The organism is Microbacterium sp. ABR10 (assembly GCF_057812175.1).
In genome coordinates this window covers 3,251,391-3,270,683 of sequence record NZ_CM173821.1, presented here as the reverse complement: position 1 = coordinate 3,270,683, position 19,293 = coordinate 3,251,391, and the positions used below count along the sequence as shown (strand labels likewise).

Annotated in this window: 18 protein-coding genes; 2 read left to right on the top strand and 16 right to left on the bottom strand. The window is 71.3% G+C overall.

Going from position 1 to position 19,293, the window contains the following annotated elements; all coding sequences use genetic code 11:
- Positions 1-2 precede the first annotated feature (2 nt).
- Together ACXKZF_RS15085 and ACXKZF_RS15080 are read left to right on the top strand one after the other, a co-directional pair.
- A complete protein-coding gene (locus ACXKZF_RS15085; protein ID WP_055951875.1) occupies positions 3-1,391 on the top strand; it encodes a glycine--tRNA ligase in 1,389 nt (462 codons plus the stop codon).
- Between the two features lie 134 nt (positions 1,392-1,525).
- Positions 1,526-2,593 carry an alpha/beta hydrolase gene (locus ACXKZF_RS15080; protein ID WP_488984748.1) on the top strand — a complete coding sequence of 356 codons (1,068 nt, stop codon included), beginning with the start codon at positions 1,526-1,528 and terminating at the stop codon, positions 2,591-2,593.
- Between the two features lie 38 nt (positions 2,594-2,631).
- Here the strand turns inward: ACXKZF_RS15080 and ACXKZF_RS15075 are convergent, their stop codons facing one another.
- The 16 genes from ACXKZF_RS15075 to ACXKZF_RS15000 all read right to left on the bottom strand — a co-directional run bounded on the left by ACXKZF_RS15075 (position 2,632) and on the right by ACXKZF_RS15000 (position 19,206).
- Positions 2,632-2,994, bottom strand: a complete 363-nt coding sequence (locus ACXKZF_RS15075; protein WP_055951869.1) for a hypothetical protein — start codon at positions 2,992-2,994, stop codon at positions 2,632-2,634.
- A complete protein-coding gene (eccCa, locus tag ACXKZF_RS15070) occupies positions 2,981-7,060 on the bottom strand; it encodes a type VII secretion protein EccCa (protein ID WP_488984747.1) in 4,080 nt (1,359 codons plus the stop codon). Before eccCa ends, ACXKZF_RS15075 begins: the two co-directional genes overlap by 14 nt.
- Positions 7,057-7,851, bottom strand: coding sequence for a hypothetical protein (locus ACXKZF_RS15065; RefSeq protein WP_055951866.1), 795 nt, complete (start codon positions 7,849-7,851; stop codon positions 7,057-7,059). The genes eccCa and ACXKZF_RS15065 overlap by 4 nt, the downstream gene beginning before the upstream one ends.
- A complete protein-coding gene (locus ACXKZF_RS15060; protein WP_488984746.1) occupies positions 7,848-9,197 on the bottom strand; it encodes a ubiquitin family protein in 1,350 nt (449 codons plus the stop codon). The genes ACXKZF_RS15065 and ACXKZF_RS15060 overlap by 4 nt, the downstream gene beginning before the upstream one ends.
- Positions 9,194-9,451 carry a hypothetical protein gene (locus ACXKZF_RS15055; protein ID WP_055951860.1) on the bottom strand — a complete coding sequence of 86 codons (258 nt, stop codon included), beginning with the start codon at positions 9,449-9,451 and terminating at the stop codon, positions 9,194-9,196. The genes ACXKZF_RS15060 and ACXKZF_RS15055 overlap by 4 nt, the downstream gene beginning before the upstream one ends.
- Entirely contained in the window at positions 9,451-10,524 is a 1,074-nt protein-coding gene (locus ACXKZF_RS15050) for a DUF6177 family protein (protein WP_488984745.1), read from the bottom strand. The genes ACXKZF_RS15055 and ACXKZF_RS15050 overlap by 1 nt, the downstream gene beginning before the upstream one ends.
- Positions 10,521-11,291: an FHA domain-containing protein gene (locus tag ACXKZF_RS15045; protein WP_488984744.1), complete on the bottom strand. Its 771-nt coding sequence runs from the start codon at positions 11,289-11,291 to the stop codon at positions 10,521-10,523. Before ACXKZF_RS15045 ends, ACXKZF_RS15050 begins: the two co-directional genes overlap by 4 nt.
- A 236-nt stretch (positions 11,292-11,527) precedes the next feature.
- On the bottom strand, positions 11,528-12,361 hold the full coding sequence (locus ACXKZF_RS15040; RefSeq protein ID WP_488984743.1) for a hypothetical protein: 834 nt from the start codon (positions 12,359-12,361) through the stop codon (positions 11,528-11,530).
- Positions 12,358-12,795 (bottom strand): hypothetical protein, encoded by a 438-nt coding sequence (locus tag ACXKZF_RS15035; protein WP_488984742.1) that lies wholly within the window; start codon positions 12,793-12,795, stop codon positions 12,358-12,360. The genes ACXKZF_RS15040 and ACXKZF_RS15035 overlap by 4 nt, the downstream gene beginning before the upstream one ends.
- Positions 12,796-12,798: 3 nt before the next feature.
- Positions 12,799-15,489, bottom strand: coding sequence for a hypothetical protein (locus ACXKZF_RS15030; RefSeq protein ID WP_488984741.1), 2,691 nt, complete (start codon positions 15,487-15,489; stop codon positions 12,799-12,801).
- Positions 15,489-15,833: a DUF6507 family protein gene (locus ACXKZF_RS15025; RefSeq protein ID WP_055951841.1), complete on the bottom strand. Its 345-nt coding sequence runs from the start codon at positions 15,831-15,833 to the stop codon at positions 15,489-15,491. Before ACXKZF_RS15025 ends, ACXKZF_RS15030 begins: the two co-directional genes overlap by 1 nt.
- A gap of 103 nt (positions 15,834-15,936) precedes the next feature.
- Complete coding sequence (locus tag ACXKZF_RS15020) at positions 15,937-16,248, bottom strand: pore-forming ESAT-6 family protein (RefSeq protein ID WP_055951837.1); 312 nt, start codon at positions 16,246-16,248, stop codon at positions 15,937-15,939.
- A 20-nt stretch (positions 16,249-16,268) separates the two neighbouring features.
- The gene (locus ACXKZF_RS15015) at positions 16,269-16,601 is read right to left on the bottom strand and encodes a hypothetical protein (protein ID WP_055951834.1); all 333 of its coding nucleotides are present in this window, start codon (positions 16,599-16,601) and stop codon (positions 16,269-16,271) included.
- A 117-nt stretch (positions 16,602-16,718) separates the two neighbouring features.
- Entirely contained in the window at positions 16,719-17,291 is a 573-nt protein-coding gene (locus tag ACXKZF_RS15010; RefSeq protein WP_488984740.1) for an HhH-GPD-type base excision DNA repair protein, read from the bottom strand.
- A gap of 41 nt (positions 17,292-17,332) precedes the next feature.
- A complete protein-coding gene (locus tag ACXKZF_RS15005; RefSeq protein ID WP_055951828.1) occupies positions 17,333-17,623 on the bottom strand; it encodes a hypothetical protein in 291 nt (96 codons plus the stop codon).
- Positions 17,624-17,859: 236 nt separating this feature from the next.
- Positions 17,860-19,206, bottom strand: coding sequence for a glutamyl-tRNA reductase (locus ACXKZF_RS15000; RefSeq protein ID WP_055951824.1), 1,347 nt, complete (start codon positions 19,204-19,206; stop codon positions 17,860-17,862).
- Positions 19,207-19,293 lie beyond the last annotated feature (87 nt).

Below are 19,293 nucleotides of genomic sequence, written 5' to 3'. Positions count from 1 at the left end.
CCGTGGCCGAACAGTCCCGCCTCGACAAGGTCATCGCCCTCGCCCGCCATCGCGGGTTCGTGTTCCAGGCCGGTGAGATCTACGGCGGTTCGCGTTCGGCATGGGATTACGGCCCCCTCGGTACGGAGCTGAAAGAGAACATCCGCCGCCAGTGGTGGCAGACGTTCGTCCGCGGCCGCGGCGACATGGTGGGCCTGGACTCGAGCATCATCCTGCCCAAGCGCGTGTGGGAGGCCTCGGGCCACGTCGCCACCTTCACCGACCCGTTGGTCGAGTGCCTCAGTTGCCACAAGCGCTTCCGCGCCGACAACCTCATCGAGGACTTCGAGGCCCGCAAGAACCGCAAGGCCGAGAACGGTCTCGCCGACGTGCCGTGCCCCAACTGCGGCACCAAGGGCCAGTACACCGAGCCCAAGTCGTTCTCGGGTCTGGTCAAGACCTACCTCGGCGTCGTCGACGACGAGTCGGGCCTGCACTTCCTGCGCCCCGAGACCGCGCAGGGCATCTTCGTCAATTTCTCGAACGTGCTCACGGCATCCCGTCGCAAGCCTCCGTTCGGTGTCGGCCAGGTCGGCAAGGCGTTCCGCAACGAGATCACGCCCGGAAACTTCATCTTCCGCACGCGCGAGTTCGAGCAGATGGAGATCGAGTACTTCACCCCGCCCGCCGAGGCGAACGAGTGGTTCGAGCACTGGGTCGAGGCGTGCTGGAACTGGTTCATCGAGCTGGGCATCGACGCCGACAACATGAAGCGTTTCGACGTGCCCGAAGACGACCGCGCGCACTACTCCGCCGGCACGATCGACGTCGAGTACCGCTTCGGCTTCCCGGGCAAGGAGTGGGGCGAGCTGATGGGCGTCGCCAACCGCACCGACTACGACCTCAAGAGCCACTCCGAGGCGTCGGGTCAGTCGCTCACGTTCTTCGACCAGGCCTCGGGCGAGAAGTACACGCCGTACGTCATCGAGCCCTCGTTCGGTCTGACGCGCGCGATGATGGCGTTCCTCGTCGACGCGTACCGCGAAGAAGAGGTGCCCAACGCCAAGGGCGGCACCGACACCCGCACGGTGCTCAAGCTCGACCCGCGCCTCGCGCCCGTGAAGGTGGCCGTGCTGCCGCTCTCGCGCAACGAGCGCCTGTCGCCGCTGGCGCGCGAGGTCGCCGACACCCTGCGTGCCGCCGGGTGGAACATCGACTTCGACGACGCCGGCGCCATCGGCCGCCGCTACCGCCGCCAGGACGAGATCGGCACCCCGTTCTGCGTCACCGTCGATTTCGACTCGCTCGACGACAACGCCGTGACGGTCCGCGATCGCGACACGATGGGCCAGGAGCGCATCGGTCTCGATGCCCTGCACGGCTACCTCGCGGAGCGCCTGCGCGGGGCCTGACCCCCGACGAACGACCGGATGCCGTCGCCCGAGGGTGGCGGCATCCGTCGTTCCCGCGGTCGGCGGGCCGCGGCGCGCGCGACGTCGCCGCCTCGGCTGCCACACTGAGCACGGGGAGAGCGAGGGGAGCACGAATGAAGCCACAGCCGGATGCCGAGCACCCGACGCCGCGGCGCAAGCGACGGCGTCTCGCCGTGTCCGCCGCGATCATCGTGGGGGTCGCGCTCGTGGTCACCGCGGTCTTCTCCCTCACCCCGTGGCCGTCGGCGATGATCGTACGCGCGGTCTTCGAGAAGAACGGCGCCGACACCGTCGCCGAGATGCAGCGCCACGTTCCCGACACGCCGCTGCGCACCGAGCTCGGCGTGCCGTACGGCGGCCAGCAGGATGCCGCGGGCGGAAGTGACACGACCCTCGACCTCTTCACCACGGCCGACGAGGGCGAGAGGCGCCCGGCCGTCATCTGGATCCACGGCGGAGCCTGGGTCTCGGGTTCGTCGGCCAACGTCGACCCGTACCTGCGCATCCTCGCCTCCACCGGCTACACCGCGATCGGTCTGAACTACAGCCTCGGCCCCGAGCAGGTCTACCCCACCGCCGTGCGCCAGATCAACGACGCCCTGGCCTACATCGACGCGCACGCCGACGACCTCTCGGTCGACCCGGACCGGATCGTGCTGGCCGGCGACTCGGCGGGCGCGCAGCTCGCCAGCCAGCTGGCCGCGCTCACCACCGACAGCGAGTACGCCGACCTGCTCGACGTCGCACCGGCGCTCTCGGCGTCGCAGCTCGTGGGGGTCGTCTTGAACTGCGGCATCTACGACCTGCGGTCGATGGACGACCTCAACGGCCTGATCGGGTGGGGGTTCTCGTCGTCGCTGTGGGCGTACACCGGCACCAAGGACTGGTCGGTCGAGAGCGCGGGCGCGACCATGTCGACGATCGACTTCGCGGCATCCGGATTCCCGCCGACCTACATCAGCGGAGGCAACGGCGACGGCCTCACCTGGCTGCAGGGTATCCCGATGGCGCAACGCCTGCGGCAGCTCGACGTCGATGTGACCACGCTGTTCTGGCCGGCGGATCACACCCCCGCCCTGCCGCACGAGTACCAGTTCCACCTCGACCGGCCCGAGGCGCAGCAGGCGCTGACCGAGACGCAGGCGTTCCTGGCGAAGGTCGCACCGCTGCCCGTGGGCTGAGTCCTTCCGGCCGCCTGGACGTCGGGTGGGGCCCCGTTTCAGCCGAGGTGTACCGCGGTACCGCCGCGCGCGGTGGCGGCCGCCTCGATCAGACGGACGCCGATCACACCCTCGGGCTCCCAAGTCGTGAAGCAGTCCGTCGACCAACGGGCATCGGCCGTCACCGCGACGGTGCCGTAGATGCGGGCGAACTCCGCCGGCGCAGGGACGAGTCGCGGGCGCAGCACGGTCAGCACGACCCGGTCGATCATCACGACCTGGGCCGCGGCGCCGTCGTCGAGCGGGCGGATCTCCACCGGGGTCGCCGCGAGTTCTTCGGGCGTGAGCACGGCGGACACGGCGTCCGCGAGCGCCTCGATGTCGATCGGATCGCGGGTGAAAGCGACGCTACTGCGGGGCACGATTCCTCCTCCGTCGTGTCAGGGGTGGATCCTCGGCGGCGGCAACAGCGACGTGCGCAGCAGCCTCCGCCGTGCTCGCTGGAGGGACCGTCGCCTCGCCGGTCACTGCCACCGCGGTCGTGGCATCCGCCGACGGCGCACCCTGGTCCGCCGGTTCCTCCACGTCCGCCTCGCCGGCGACGAAGTTCGCCACCTGCACGAGCGTCGGCCGGTCGCCACGGCGGGCGAGGCGCCCTCGTCCGGCGATCATCGGCTCGGCGTACAGCTTCGGCAGCAGCGCACCCTCGGAGCGGTCGCCCGACATGATGAGGGTCGTGCCGCCGGTATCGCGGATTCCCTGCAGCGCCAGATCGAACATCGCGCGCGACGCGCCGGCGACCGGGCGACTCACGACCACGTTCAGCCGCAGGTCGCGCGCCGACGCCAGGTAGGGCAGCAGGGGGCGCAACGGCTCCGTGCCGCCGGCGGCGAGGATGTCGAAGTCGTCGGCGACCACGAGGATGCGTGGGCCCGAGTCGCGGTCGCTCTGCCGCTTCTCGAGCTCGACGGCGATCGACTCCGCCAGCAATCGCGCCTGCCGACCGGAGGTCGCGTGCCCGCCGAGATAGGCGTCGGGGATCTCGGATGCCAGGTCGCCGCGAGCGTCCATGAGGGCGACGACGAGTTCCTCCGGCGAGTGCCGGTCGACCGCGCCCTGCACGATGCCCCGGAGCACCGTCGTCTTGCCGCACCGGCTGTCGCCGAGCACCAGCAGGTGCGGGTCGCGGGTGGCGATGTCGAGGGTGACGGGCTGCATCGTGTCCTGCCGCAGGCCGAGGGGTACGGCATCCGGTTCGTCGATCGCGTCGGGAAGGTCGGCCGGATCCAGGACCTCTGGCAGCAGGCGGATCGGTGCCGCTCCCTGGCCGCCCCAACGGGCCGCGCTCTCGCGGGCGAGTCGCTCGAGGGCTTCTCCGGTGTCGCCGTCGTCGACCTCCTCGAGCAGGGGCAGAGCGACCTGGGCGAACAGTTTGGCGTCGGTCAGCACGCGGCCCGGCTCATCGGCCCGGAGCGTCGTCGACAGCTTGCGGGCGATCTGCGAGTCGGCCGGGTCGTTCAGTTTGAGTTCGAGACGGGTACCGATGAGCCCCTGCAGATTCATGCGCAGTTCGTTCCAGCGCGAGAGGGCGACGACGACGTGGATGCCGAAGCTCCCGCCGCGCTCGAGCAGCTGGCCGAGCGGTGCCTCGAGGTCTTCGAAGTCCTGTCGCAGCGCGCCGAGGCCGTCGACGAGCAGCACGACGTCGGCGCTCGGCAGATCGGGGAGGCGCCCGGCCGCATGCTGCCGGCGCATGTCGGCGAGCGAGTCCAGGCCGTGATCGCGGAACACGCGCTCGCGCACGGCGAGCATGCCCGTGAGCTCCTCGAGCAGCCGCGTGAGCCGCTCCCGGTTGCCGCGCGTGGCGACACCGCCCACGTGCGGGAAGGGCTCGATGCGCGCGAGCCCGCCGCCGGTGAGGTCCATTCCGTAGATGCTCACCTGGCGCGGCGAGTGCGTGAAGGCGAGTGAGGCGGCGAGGGTGCGAAGCAACATCGAGCGGCCCGACTGGGGCGCACCCGTGATCGAGACGTGTCCGCCCGAGCGCGTGAGATCCAGCATCCAGGGCCCCTGCGTCTGGGTCGAGGGGTCGTCGAGCAGGCCCATCGGTGCGCGCAGCGTGCCGGCGCCGTCGGCCTGCGGCAGCACTCCGCCGAGCGTCAGCACGGGTGGCAGCGGTGGCAGCCATACCGGCCGGGTGCGGGCGATGCCGCGTGCCAGTTGCGAGGTCGCAGCCTGCACGAGTGTGCGACCGGTGGTCGGCGTCTCGGGCTCGGAGCTGTCGAGATGCGCGTCTTCGGGGGTCTCGTCCGGGAGGTCGTAGGCACTGAGCGGCAGCACGGGCGGGGCGTCGTCGTGGCGGGGCCCCGACTCGACGGTGTCGGGGACGGGGCCCGAGACGTATCCGGCGCGGAATCGCGTGTAGACCGAGGTGTCGACCTTGAGGTAACCGAAGCCGGGGATGGCGGGCAGGTGGAACGCATCGGGGGTGTCGAGTACGACGGCCGATTCCGACTCCGAGAACGTGCGGAGGCCGATGCGGTACGACAGGTAGGTGTCGAGACCGCGCAGGCGCCCGGCCTCGATGCGCTGGCTCGACAGCAGCAGGTGCACGCCGATCGAGCGGCCGATGCGCCCGATCGTCAGCAGCAGTTCGACGAAATCGGGCTCGGCGGTGAGCAGCTCGCCGAACTCGTCGATGACGAGGAACAGGTGCGGCAGGGCGGGGAGCTCCGGGCGGTCGCGGCGTAGCTGCCGATAGTGACCGATGGATGCCGCGTTGCCGGCATCTTTGAGCAGACGCTGTCGACGCACGACCTCGCCCTGGATGCTGGCGCGGGCGCGCTCGGTGAGCTGGGGGTCGTCGGCGAGGTTGTCGATGATGCCCGCGACATGCGGGAGTCGCGCGAAGGGCGCGAACGCGGCCCCGCCCTTGTAGTCGACGAGGATCATGCTGAGATCGTCGGGCGCGTGTGTCAGCGCGAGACCCAGGATGAGCGTGCGCAGCAGTTCGCTCTTACCGGAGCCGGTGGCGCCGATGCAGATGCCGTGCGGCCCCATACCGAGCTGTGCCGATTCCTTCAGGTCGAGCAGCACCGGTCCGCCGCGGTCGTCGACGCCGATCGGCACGCGGAGGAACTCCGCGGCGCTGCGGGTGCGCCAGGCGGCGGCGGTGTCGATGGCATCCACGTCGGCCACACCGATCAGCTGCGTCACATCGGGGGCGAGGGTGGTGCCGGTCTCTTCGGCCGAGGTGCGGCGAAGGCGCAGGCCCGCGAGGGGACGCGCGACGATCTCGAGGGCGGCGGGGGTGAACGCATCGATCCGGATGCCGTCGACGGCGGCCTCCCCCGACCCCGGTGTCTCGATGGTGGCGACGCCACCGTTGACGGTGACGCGGACGGCGACCGTCGTCGGCTCCTTGAGCCGGTCGTCGACGAGGTGCACGACCGTGACGCCCAGCGCCGTGAGGTCGAGGGCGGCATCCAGACGGGGGACGGCGGATGCCGCGTGGTCGGCCTCGTCGACGAAGACGACCAGTCGGCCGGGTTTGGTGCGTCGGCCCGCGCGGCGCGAGGCGGCGGCGGTGGCGACGCGGTCGCGCAGCTCGTCGCGCAGCAGTGACAGGAGCCCGTCGAGGCTCGGCGCGATCCGTCGCGCGGTGACGGCTCCGGCGGGAGGCGTGTCGCCCGTGACGTGGGGGAGCAGGTCGAAACCGTGCCAGTCGTCGCGCTGCGCGGGGGCGACGGCGAGGGCGACGTGCACGTCGTCGGGGGAGTGGAACGCGGCGATCTGCGCGGCGAGGGCACGGGCGACGCTCAGGGTGTCGGGGCGCGCGCCGACGAGAGAGATCTGTCCGCCGCGCTCGAGGTCGACCGTCGCCGGCATCCCCTGCGAGACGCCCGCCAGGCGCACCATGCGCTCGGCCGACTCGCGCATCACGGGGTCGAAGGGCTGCACGGGGTTCTGCTCGGGCGGCAGTGCGACGTCGACGGCCCGCAGGTCGCCGGTACCGATGCGGGTGCGCAGGAAGTCGGCGTCGCCGGGGCGTCGCTCCCAGCGGCGGGCCGGGTCGGCCGCGATCTCGACGAGCGTGCCGGGAGCGGGATGCAGCGCGAGCGCCCTGCTGCGCTGGGTGTCGGCCGTGCGGCGCACGTCTTCGCGCGTCTCCTCGAGATAGTCGAGGTAGCGCTCACGCTGCACGCGGCGCTGGCGGGCGGCGTTGCCGCGCTGGGTGAGGGCCATGCCGAGACCGCCGACGAGGGCGACCACGAGGATGACGGCGCCGACAACGACCATGATCGGGTTGTTGCGCAGCAGCACGATCATCGTGATCGACGAAAGGCTGCCGACGATCGGCAGCAGCGACTGCAGCGGGAAGCCGGTGTTTCCCTCGCCGATCGGCGGCGGCGGGGCGAGGATCACGTCGGGAGCGGGCTCGACCGCTTCGCTGATGCGGGCCGGACGGTGAACGATGCGGACGGTCACGCGGGCCTCCCCGTCGCCCCCACCACGGAGGCCGCGAGGCGGATGACCGCGAGGTGCGTGACCGAGCGGCGCGCCCGCCCGCCCGCGGCGAGACCCGCGTCGAACGGGAGGGGCAGCACCACGTGGTCGGCCCCGGTGGCGATCGCGCGCGCGACGCCGTCGCCTTCGCGCGCCTGGTCGACGAGGGCGAGGGCGACCGACGGCGATTCGGGCAGAGCGCGCACGGCCTCGACGACCGAGCGGGCGTGTTCCGCCGCGGCCCGGCGGGCGTCGCTGACGAGGCAGACGACGTCGCACAGCGCCGCGCATGCGGCGAGATCGACCACCGGATGACGCGTTCCGAAATCGGTGACCGCGACGTCGAAGAACCGGGCGATGGGCGCCGCTTCGCCGAGCCACGCGCCCACCGCGTCGTCGGTGTCGCGGGGACGGAGCGCCACGATCCCGTCGCGCTCGGCGAGCCCGCTCAGGGCTTCGGCGGTGGTGCGTGCGGCGGCTCGCGTCTCGTCGGGCGCGACCGGGGCCCTGCCCAGGCGCCCGGCGAGACCGGCGGCCCCGGTCGAGACGTCGACGGCGAGCACCGGCTCGCCGCGTCGCCCGGCGATCGCGAGAGTGAGCTGGTGGGCGACCGTACTGGTGCCGGCGCCCGGTGCGAGCGACATGACGCCGACCCGGCGCGTCGTCGACAGGCCGCCGCGGATCGCGGCATCCCATTCCGTCAGCCGGACACGGCCGTTGGCACCGCTGCCGAACACCGCGTTCGACACCGCACGCAGGTCGAGCACGCTCACGAGCGTCCGCCGAACATGCCGAGCAGATCGGCGTAGACACCCAACGCCCCCACGAGCAGCGGCACCAGCGAGACGACGGCGAGGGTCTCGACGACGTTGCCGAGGCCGCGCAACCGCGCCCGCACGTGCGGGCGGGGCCGTACCAGCACCATCGTGGCGATCAGAGCGGCCAGCACGATCGCGGCACCCGCGCCGACCCATCCGAGGCCGTCCGACAGCAGCACCGTCAGACCCGCCACGGCGATCGCACCCGCGGCTGCCCAGAGCAGCCAGCCCTGCCAGCGCAGCGGGAATGCACGCGTGCGGAGGGCGGCGACGAGGAAGAACGCCAGGGCGAGCAGTTCGGTCCAAACCGTGCCCGAGAACGCGAGCGCGACGCCGGCGACCCCGAGAACGGATGCCACGGCCCCCACGCTCCACGTGAGCGCCGCGTACGCCTCGTCGATGGCGGCGAAAGCGCGGGGACGGGCGGGCGGGGCGCCGTCCGCGGCGCGCTGGTCGAGGTCGGTGAGTCCGGCGGCCGATAGGGCGATCCAGGGCAGCGGGCCGGTGGCGAACGCGGCGATGACGCCGGTGATGGCCGCGGCGGCCACGGCATCCACCCCGCCGAGGACGAGCCCGAGCAGCAGTGACGACAGCACCGCGCCCAGTGCTCCGCCGGACGCGGCGCCGCGACGGCGGTGCGCGACGCCGGCGCCGAGGAGGGCGACGGCGAATCCGGTGGCCAGTGCCGCAGCGATACCCCCGACGAGCGCGGCGTCCGCGGCGAACCCGTGCGATGCCAGGGCCGTCGTCGTCGCCGCTCCCACGGGCAGCGTGAGGCCGGCGGCACCCGCCGACACGCACGTCGACAGACGGCGGAGCCCGCCGAGGCCGAGGCCCGTGGCGACGGCCACGAGCACCACGGCCGCGACCAGCGACGCGAAAGCTGCGACGGTCGGCGACGACCACGGCGACAGCAGCCCCGCGACGGCGAAGGCGGCGGCGATCCCCGTCCCGCCCGCGACGGCCCGAGCCCGCTCGTCCCACCGGTCGGGACGGGCATCGTGCGCATCGGCCGCGGCGTCGGTCACGTCGATCACCACGGGCGGTGGCGGTGCGGCGTCCAGGCGCACGAGGCGCACGAGGGTGCCGTCCACGAGATCCAGCTGGTGAGGCGTCAGTGCGATGTCGATCTGCTCGCCGTCGGGCGCGATCACCGCCAGCGGCCGCTCGACGGTGCCGGCTGTCTCACCGAGCAGGTCGAGCAGGCGCGGCAGTGCGGCGCCGACAGGCTCGCCGCTGGGGACGACGACCTCGGCTCGACGCTCCGAGCCCGAGACGGTCAGGCGGGTGTAGATGCTCACGGGGTGACGGCTCCGGTCGGGGTCTGGATGGAGGTGCTCGTCTGCGCGCGCTCGGTGAGCAGCTGCGACACGAAGGACACGCCCACGCACGCGGCGCACGCGATCGCGGCGACGACGATGGATCCCATCAACCGCTTCATGTGATCGTTGACGGTGCGTCGCTCGCCGATGTGGCCGTAGACGAGGGCGGCGCCCAGGCGCATGCGCTGGATCTTGGCCTGCTCGATGAGAACCGTGTCGCGCTGGTCGGGCATCAGCGGGCTCCTTCCCGCGCGATGAGCTGGGCGCGCACCTGCGGCGCGAGATCGAGCAGTTCGGCGAGCCGCGTCGGATCCACCGTCGCCAGCACTTCGTTCAGGCGCGTCCATCCGCCGCCGTCGACGGATCCGAGCGGCAGCAGTACGCCCGGGAGCCGGGGGCTGCCGACGGTCGTGCCACCGACGTCGTCGATCCAGCGCTTCGCGTCGATGCCCAGGGCTCGCACGCCCACGGGCCCGATCAGCAGCGCGAGGGGCTCAGGGTGGGGGGCCGCGGTAGCGCGGCGGGCGAGGTCGGGGGCGCCGATCGCCGCGAACGCGACGCCGATGAGCGGAAGCCCCACGGTCGCCGCTCGCGCCAGGAGTTCACGGGCCTCGGCCGTCGCCGCCGTTCCCGCGTCGCGCCCCACCCCGGGGACCGCGGCCCACACGCGCGTGGTCTCCTCGAGTCCCTCGCTGGTGCGGGCGGCCTGGATCGTCGCGATGACCGCGCGCTCGCTGCCCCCGACCGCGGTCCAGTGGCTGTCGAGGGGGACCCGCCGCCGTGAGCGCTCGGTGAGGTCGTCGCGGTCCCAGGGGGCGAGGAGCGGTTCGACGGCGCCCCACGCCGCCGGTTCCGCCCCGGTGAACAGCGCGACAGCCGCCTCGGCGACCCCGCCCATCCGCACCGGGCGGGTCACGCGGTGACGCGTCGACACCGTCGCCACCACCTGCAGACTGGATGCCACCTGCGCCCGCACGAACAGGGGGTGCACGTTCTCGGGCGTCGGGGTTCCGGCGGTGAGCGCGTCGGCCGGAGCGTCGAGGCGCACGCCCGTGCGGGCATCGTAGAAGCCGTCGTCGCGGGCGCGGACGACCCAGTGGCCCTGCACCGACGACAGCACCTGGGCCAGCGGTTGCGTCATGCGCGAGTGCTCGCCCGAGACGATGATCGGGCGCAGACCCTGGGTGGCCGTCTTGTGCAGCCAGTCGCTCGTCGCGGTGGTGAGGGCGATGATCGGCACGCGCGTCTCGGTGCCGACCCAGCCGGGGCCGGCGGCATCGACGAGGGGGTGGTCGACGGTTGTCATGCGGCATCCCGGACGGTCAGCGTGCGGTCACCGATCTCGAGGACGACACCGGTGGGCACGGGGGTGCGTTGGTGGGGGAGGAGGGGAGTGGACGCCCCGTCGCCGCGGACGAAGGTGCCGTTGGTCGAGCCCAGGTCGATGACCCACACCTGCCGGCCGTCCCACTCGAGGCGCACGTGCGACTTCGAGAGCGTGCGCGACATGTCGGCCCAGCGGTACACCTCGGCCGGGGCGTCGGCCGGGGCCGAGGGCGCCCGACCCAGGATGAGGGCGGTGTCGAGGGGAAGGCGTTCGCCGGAGTCGAGCAGCAGCGTCGGCATGCTTCCGCGCCGGGCCCGGCCCGGGGCTGCGGGGGCGACCTCGGGGAAGCGGAAGGGCGCGATCGCCGGGGCGAACGGGTCACGACCGCGGCGCAGGTCGACCATCGCGAGCTTGCCGGACGCCAGCGCCCACACGGCCGCGCCGCCCGCGGCGGCACCCGTCGTCCGGCGGACGATGCGCGCGTCGACGGTGGCCGTGCCGAGGGTGCGTCCGGTCCGCCCCAGCAGCCAGACGGCAACGGCGAGGAGGCCGATTGCGGCGATGACGAGGAGCCACCCGAGAGCGGACGGACCCGTCACGATGACGACGATCCCGCTGACGAGAAGAGCGAGCGGCATGACGATGTCGAGGGCTGAAGCGCCGACGATCTTTCCGGCGCGGGCGCGCTCGGTGAAGACGAAGGGGTCGACGTCGGCCAGGCGTGATGCTTCCTGCGTGCTCGTCATGGGTGCCTCCTCGACCTTCCACCATATGTGGGTCGCCGCGGTGCTGCCGAGTTGATGCGTCCCTTGCGTGGACAACTCACGGCGCGGCAGAATCGCGCACTCATCAGCACGTCTGTCCCTCCGCGTCCAGGCCGGGACGCGGAGGGATCCAGGCTCGATCCCGTCTTCTTCGCGCGAAGCCGCAAGGAAGCGCAACGCGACCGCGCCGCGGCCGACGCGGGGAGAACTGCGGGCATTCAGGCGACGAGCTGATCAGCTACGAGCTGCGTATCGCCGAGTTCAGTCCCCGGAATGCCGGAGACTTCGAAGACGCCGTAGTCCACCATGACGGCCGACAGTCGGCTGGCGGTCTCGGGGTCGTCGGTCAGGAGCTGCGCGCGTACCGCGCCGTCGTACTGTTCGAGCACGCGCAGGGGGACGCCGCCGAGAGTGGCCGTGAACCCGAGCTCGTAGATGTCGCAGGCCACGAGGGGAACGGTTCTCGTCCATGCGCCGATGCGCACGGGGGACCACTCCGCGGAGGTCTGCTCGACATACGAGGTGAGTTCCACCTGGTCGCCGTGGACATCCGCGGCGAACTCGGTCCCGCCGTGGACCGCGCGCGTGCCGAAGAAACGGCTGGACGGGTGCCATTCCTCGACCGGCGGTTGATCTGGGAGCGCGGTCCACCCGCGCGCCGCTCCACCGTAAGCCGCGAGGAGCTCTTGTTGACCGTCGTCGGAGATCCGCCAGAGTTCGGCGCCGGGAGAGTAGCGCGTGGTCGACATGCTCCACACCGGAACGATCGCTTCGTCGACGGGACGAAGGAAGCCGAGCGGGTAGGACGGCCACGGCCGCTCCACCTGCGGTGGCGCGGTGAGGGTCGCGCACACGGGGACCTCGAAGCGGACGACGTCGACGTGACCGGAAGGATCCGACGGCCAACCGTATGCCTCCCTGAGAGCGTTGGCTGTTCGCAGCCCCGTCGCGTCTGCGGCTGCCACGACATGCCCCCCGACCTGCGCGTAGCCGCGTTCGCGGACGAGCTGAGACATCCCGGGGTGCAGGAGCTTCTGCAGGACGGCCCTCATGGGCTCACCATCGGGTGTCGTGTCGATTCGACGTGCACGTCGCCCACGTCACTCGGTTGCGTCAACGCCGACCACCCGTCGTTCTGGTTTCCGTCGAGTCCCGCGGCGAGAGCCTCGTCCGGCGTGGTGCCCGCGTACCAGACCCTGACCATTCCGCGGCGGAGGCCTGTCCTGATCCGCTCGCCCACCGTGACGGGTACACCGTGCCAGGTGCCGGTGACCTCCTGCGCGTAGCGAGCGGAGATCACCCGCCGCGGGAGTTTCACCCACGGATCCTGGGGGTCGTCGTTGATCTCGATCGCGTCAGGGAAAGCCTCGCGGGTCGGCGCGTCGTCCGTGACGAGGCGGACGTAGTCGTCACCACCGGAATGCCGCGAGTAGCGCTTCCCGCGGTACTCGAACTGCGTCTCGCTTACGGGAATTGTCGACGACATCCGTCACCCCACCGGTATCCACTCGCCGGCGCGTAGCACCGCGAAGAGTCGTTGCGTTCCATCATCCAGGACTTCCCACATCTCTGCGCCATCTCGCATATCGACACGTTGGGCGCGGTACTCCGGGATGATGTCGTCGCCCGTCTTGAGGAATCCGTTGCCCGTGAACGGCGGGCGGTAATGGTCGACGGACCCGTCGCCACCCATCGAGCTGTGCAGCTGGGGCTTCACCGACCCCGACGTGTCGATGTCCGGCTGGAACCGGACGACGAATGCCGACTGATCGTCCTTCAAGAAATTCGTTCCGGGATAGTCGAGCCGCAGGGATTGATAGAAGTCCGCGGGCGTCGTCAAGTGCGCGGTGTCTTCCGCGACCGACACGGACCCGGTGATCGTGCCCTCGTCGCCGAGGACGATGCTCTCGCCCTGCCCGAATGTCAGGGTACCCGTCGAGTCGAAGTGCGGCTGGTCGAGCACCTTCTGAAAGACCGTGTCCGGAGATACCTGAGCGGTGAGTTCGTTCCGAACCCCGTTGACGATGGTCTTCTCAGCCGTGCTCAAGGTGTCGATCGGCCTGTTGATCAGGTCTTCGAATTGCGAGCGCGTCACCCCGTGCTTGTCGAGAAGCGGCGTGGTGACACGACTGTCGCCGAGCGACTCCGGCGCGAACGAGGTCGTGTGTTCGGTCCCGTCCATCATCGAGTACACGCGTCCAGGCGCCCCAGGCGTCGTCGTGTCGTTCGTGGACGCGTTCGCGTTGTCGGGGGTGGTCCTCTCACCAGGACCGGCGTCCGAGCCATGGTCGTCTTGCCCGCCGTGGGGGACTCCGTCGTCGCCTCGGCCCACGCCGCCACTCCCAATGCCGTTGTCGGAACCGAGGTGGCCGCCAGCGCCGGTGCCGTCGCCGCCCGCGGTGCTGTGGTCGCTGCCCGTGGAGGGCTCGCGCACGACCGTGGGCTCGCCCGAACTGCTCGTCTCGCGGCGGACGGGGGCGTCTTGGACGAGGGAGTCCACGGCGCCGGGACTCGCCTCACCGCGCACGCCACCGGCCGCCACGAGCTCGGGCTCGCGTACGGGCGCCGTAACACCGGCATCCACTCCGCCGTCGGTGCGCACGGGCGCGTCCGTACGCACGGGCACATCGCCGCCGCGCACGCCGTCGAAAGCGCCGGCGGGCATCTCGACGCGGCCGGAAGGGATCTCGGCGGTCGGGGGGAATTCGTACACGGGCACGCCGTCGTCGATGCGGGCCGTGACGGTGCCCAGATCCACGCCCGCGCCGTCCAGTGCGCTCAGCGCCGACGTCGGCCCATCGGCGACCAGCGGCATGTCGGGGGTGTTGAGGTGGAAACCGTCGGTGGCGTTCGAGCCGAGGCGGCCGATGAGGCCGTCGAGGCTGTGCAATCCCGCGCCGCCGAGGCGCATGGCACCGTTCATCGCGAGCGCGGCCGGGTCGACGAAGTCGGCGACCCGCGCCATCTTCGACACGACGGAGGCCGCGGTCGAGGCGGTCTTGACGCCCGCGACGGCCGCACCGCCGACGGGGATGAGCGCAGTGCCCACGTTGAAGACCGACTCGCCGAGGGCGGTGCCGGGGTCGTCCTGCCACTTGTCCCACGCGATGAGCGCTTTGCCGGTGTTGATCGCGGCTTCGTCGGCCTGCGCCTTGAAGTCGCGCACCTCTTGAGGGAGGAACCCGTCCATGCCCATGGACTGCATCAGGGAGTCGGATTGGAAGATGGGCGCGAGGATGCCGGTGTTGGCGGCGCCCGCGAAGAGGAGCATGCCGAGATTCCCCCAGGCGGCGCCGTAGGCGTCGCCCGAGAAGAAGTCGCCCGTTTCGGGGTTGTAGCCGAGCACGAGTGTGCCGAGACCGGTGATCGTGCCCCAGACTCCACCGACGGCGATGCCCTCCCACAGGAAGTCCTTGAACACGAAGTTCACGGTCGCCTCGCCGCAGCCCTCGGTGCGTTCGACTTCGGCGCCCCAGGGCATCTCGGTGCCCTCGGGGATCTCGGAGATGCCGTAACCGAGGGAGTCGTCTTCGGACTGCGCGGCTCGCAGCGGGGCGGCGCCGTACAGCGCGCGGATGCGGTTCGCGCACGCGCGTTCGGCCTCCCACAGCTTGACCTGCTGCGCGTTCACCGCGGCGAGCAGCTCGTTGTTGCGGTCGACGTGCTCCTGCGACTCGTGCCACTCCTTGGTGACCGTGCGGTACTGCTCGGGAGCCGCCGGAGCCGTCGTCGTCGACGACCCCCACAATCCCTGATAGGTCGGCATGGTGGTCGCCCCGCCGTAGGGCGACTGCGCGGCCGTCCACGCCGGGTTGATCTCGCGCACCTGAACGCCACCCTGGATGGAATCCACGAACGTCTTCGCGTCGGCGCGTAGCGCGTCGAGCTCGGCCTTGATCGGCCGGACGTCGGCGGCGAAGGCGACGAGCGCCGCCGACACCTCGGCCAGGTTGTCGCCCGCCTGCGTCGCCTGGGAGCTGACGGGGGCCATGAGCCCGAGCAGCGTCGGCGATTCGGGCGCTTCGTAGACCGCCGCCATGCCCTGCCAGGTGAAGTTCACGTTCGATCCGTGCTCCGCCACCTGGCCGGAGATCGTGCCGACCGTGCGGGCGTTCTCTTCGATGGCATCCGGCTGGATGTCGGCGCCGGGGATCTTCTCGTAGTCGATGGGGCTGGGCATCACATCGCCCCGTTCGGAAGGTCGGGCGGGTAGACGGCGGCGACGGCGGCGGACTGCGCGGTGGCGGCCATCTCCATGTCGCCGGCGACGTACGCCTCGGTGGCGGAGACGACACCCTGGGCAGCCGCGCCGATGCGCGTGCTCATGCCCTGGATGCGCGGGCCCTCCTCCTGCTCGAAGTACGCCTGGACCGCCTCGGAGATCGCACCCGACTGCGTCGCCGTCACCGCTCCCTCGAGAGCAGGGCTCAGTGCATTCAACGCCGTGCCGAGAGCCTCGGCATCGACGTTGACGTCCTGCAGTACGGATACGACACCCGACGGCTGAATACGCCACGCTGTCATCGCCCGATCCCCTTCACTTCTGTTCTGCGCGCGCGTCGCTCACCCCGGACGCCGCGCACCGGCGATGCCGGGCGCGACCGCGCCCGGCATCGTGCGGCCCGTATCAGCCGATCGACTCCACCGCCGCGCGAGCCTTGCTCAGCGCGGTCTGGGCCGATTCGTCATTGCGCTCGAGCGAGGAACGCAGCGTCTGGATGATGCCGCGCACCTCGGCGGCGGCGTTCTTCCAGCGCAGCTCTTTGGCGCGGTAGTCCTCCGACACCCCGTCGGCGGAGTAGTCGGCCATGGCCGCCTGCACGTCGCGGTCGCGCTGGTCGATGAGCGACTCCAGCAGCGCGGCGACGCGGTTGAAGTTGTCCTGTGCGTTCTGCGACGCCGCGATCGAGTAGTCGCGACGGTCTCCCTGGTTCACCATGAGTCAGTCCTCTCCGATTCTCAACGGGCGCCGAAGCGAGCGGCGTCGAACGACGACCCTGCTTCCAGGCCGGTGGTCTGATCGACCATGGACGACTCCCCCTCTTGGAAGGAACGGTCCATGCTCGAGATGCCGCCGAGCACGCCGTCGAGGGCGAGCTTCAGCTCGGACGAGATCGCGTCGGTGCGCGACTTGAACCGGTCGAACGCGGCGCGACCCGCGCCCTGGAACTGCCCTTCGAGCGGCTCGGCGGCCTCGAACAGCTGACGCACCAGCAGGGACAGCTCATCACTCGACCCCGAGGTTGCCTTCGTCAGCACACCCAGAGTGTCGGAACCCATTGCGAACTTCACGAGCCCACCCTTCGATCGTGAACAACTTGCAGCGAACTCGACGACTCTAACCATCGCTCCCGGACGACGAAGCGAATATGAGAGAACTCTCCTTTTTCGCGCACGGGGGAGGAGGGGTCAGTCGCCCGCTTTCGCGGCGGCTTTCGCGGCGCGCTTGTGTTCGCGCACCTTGGTGAGCGATTCGGGGCTGACGATGTCGGCGACGGAGCGGAACGAGCCCTCCTCGCCGTACGGTGCCGACGCCTCCCGCCAGCCGGTGCCGTCGTATCCGCGCTGCTTGCCGAGCAGGGCGAGGAAGATCTTCGCCTTCTGCTCGCCGAAGCCGGGCAACGCCTTCAGACGCTTCAGCACGGTCGCGCCGTCGGGGTCGTCGCGGGTCCAGATGTTCGCGGCATCCCCGTCCCAGTCCTGCTCGACGGCGGCGCACAGCGACTGGACGCGCTTGGCCATCGACCCCGGGAAGCGGTGCACCGCGGGCGACCGGGAGAACGCGGCGGCGAAGTCGTCGGGATCGTCGTGGGCGATGGTGGCGGCATCCATCGACCCGGTGCGCTCCTGGATCTTCAGCGGGCCGGCGAACGCCGTCTCCATCGCGACCTGCTGGTCGAGCAGCATCCCGATGAGCAGTGCGAGCGGGTTGCTCGTCAGCAGGTCGTCGGCGGCGGGGTCATCGGTGATGCGCAGGCTCATGTCTCCATTCTCGCGCCGTGGCTCGTATCGGGCGTCGCGGGTCACCCGCGCTCGGCGACCCACTTCTCGGCGAAGGGCACGGCGTCCATCGTCGCGAGGTCACGGGTGATCTCGTTCAGCTGGTCGGTGAAGGCGTCGACATCGCCCGGCGGGAGCCGCTTGACCACCGACCCGTCGACGCGGCGGATCACGACCTCGCTCACCGATGGCGCATTCCCGCCTGCGTCGAAGAAGCCCATCACGACGGTGGCTGCCCAGCGCAGTCCGTTGCGGGCGCGGTCCTCACCGGCGACGGCGTAGACCTCGGATGCCGGTGTGTTCACGGCATCCATCCTGCCGGAGCCACCCCGCCCCTCGAGGCGAGGCGCTGCGGGAGGCGATTCGGGGAATGGAGGACGGATGCCGCGGTCTCGGTCCTCCGGTCGCGATCCGTCCTCCGCTCGCCGGCGCCGGCACCGGCTCGAGGCGCCTCGCGGCCGGCTCGGCGTCGGACGTGATTCGGGGAATGGAGGATGGATGCCAAGGCAGCAATCCTCCGCTCGCGGGGAAAGCACCGCAGCGCGGCGCGTCAGCCCGCGTCGGCGATACCGCGCTGGTCGAGGGCGGCAGGATCGACGGCGGCGGGGTCGGTGACCTCGATACCGAAGAGTGCGGAGAGCGCATCGACGTACTCGTCGGCGCGGCCGGTCTCGGCGAGCTCGTGCGCCCGCGTCGTCGGGGTGTGCAGCAGTACGCCCACCAGGTGGCGGAGGGCCTGCTCGGTCTGTCCGCCCTCGTCGCCGCGGGCGCGCACGCGGGCCACCTCGGCGTCGAGCACGCCGAAGACGTGGGCGCGCAGGGCGACGACCGCGGGGGTGATGTTCTTGCGCTCGCCGACCGAGGTGAAGCGGCGCGCGGCGTCTCGCACGAGGTCGCGCGCGGCATCCGTCGCCTGCAGTTCTTCGAGCGGGGCGTGCAGGCGGATGGTCTCGAGGTCGAGCAGGTCGATGCCGGCAACCGTGGCGACATCGGGGTCGACGTTGCGGGGCAGCCCCAGGTCGATCACGAGGCGACGCGCGGTGTGGTCGACGGGGCAGACGCCGGCCGAGGTGTCGACGGCGGTCTCGTAGGCCCCGCGTCCGGCGGCGAACGTGGCCGCGCTCAGTACGTAGTGCTCGGCGGTGGTGCACGTGATGACGAGATCGGCATGGGCGACGGCGGCGGGGAACGTCTCAGCCGACACCGCGCGCAGACCGTGCTTGAGGGCGAACTTCGCCGCCCGGCCCGAGGGCGAATGAACCGAGATGTCTTCGGCGCCCTGGTCGCGGAGGGCGGCGACCGTGGCGGCGGCGTAGGCGCCGGTGCCCACGAGGAGCACGCGCTGCGTCGACCAGTCGGTGATGCGGCTGTCGGCGAGCTCGAGGCCGAGACGCACGAGCGATCGACCGGCGCGGCCGATGGCGGTGGAGTTCTTCACGCCGCGCTGCGCCTCGGACGCCCGCTGGAACAATCGCTCCAATTCGGCGGACGTGGTGCCGAGCTTGCGCGACTCGGTGAGGGCGCGGCGCACCTGGCCGGCGATCTCGCCCTCGCCCACGACGACGGATTCGAGACCGGATGCCACCGAGAACAGGTGCTCGGCGACCTCGCTGCCGCCCAGCACGGTGTACCGGCCCTCGAGCTCGCCGGCGGGCACGCCCGTTGCGGCCTCGATGGCGGCGAGGGTGGCCTCGATGCCGAGGGCGACGGCGGCGGTGACCGGCTCGTCCATGTCGACGTACGCCTCGAAGCGATTGCACGTCGCGACGACGACAGCGCCCTGCACGCACTCGTCGTGCGCGGCGATCAACGGGGCGACGGGGGTGCGGGGTACGCTGAGCCGCTCGAGGAGCTCGAAGGACGCGGTCTTGTGACTCGCGCTGACGCACAACAACACCTCATCATTCTACGCCCGGGTGTCGCGAGGTGTTCCGGACGGCGTCTCGACGTCAAGGCATCCCCTTCACGCCCAGGGGGCGGGTGG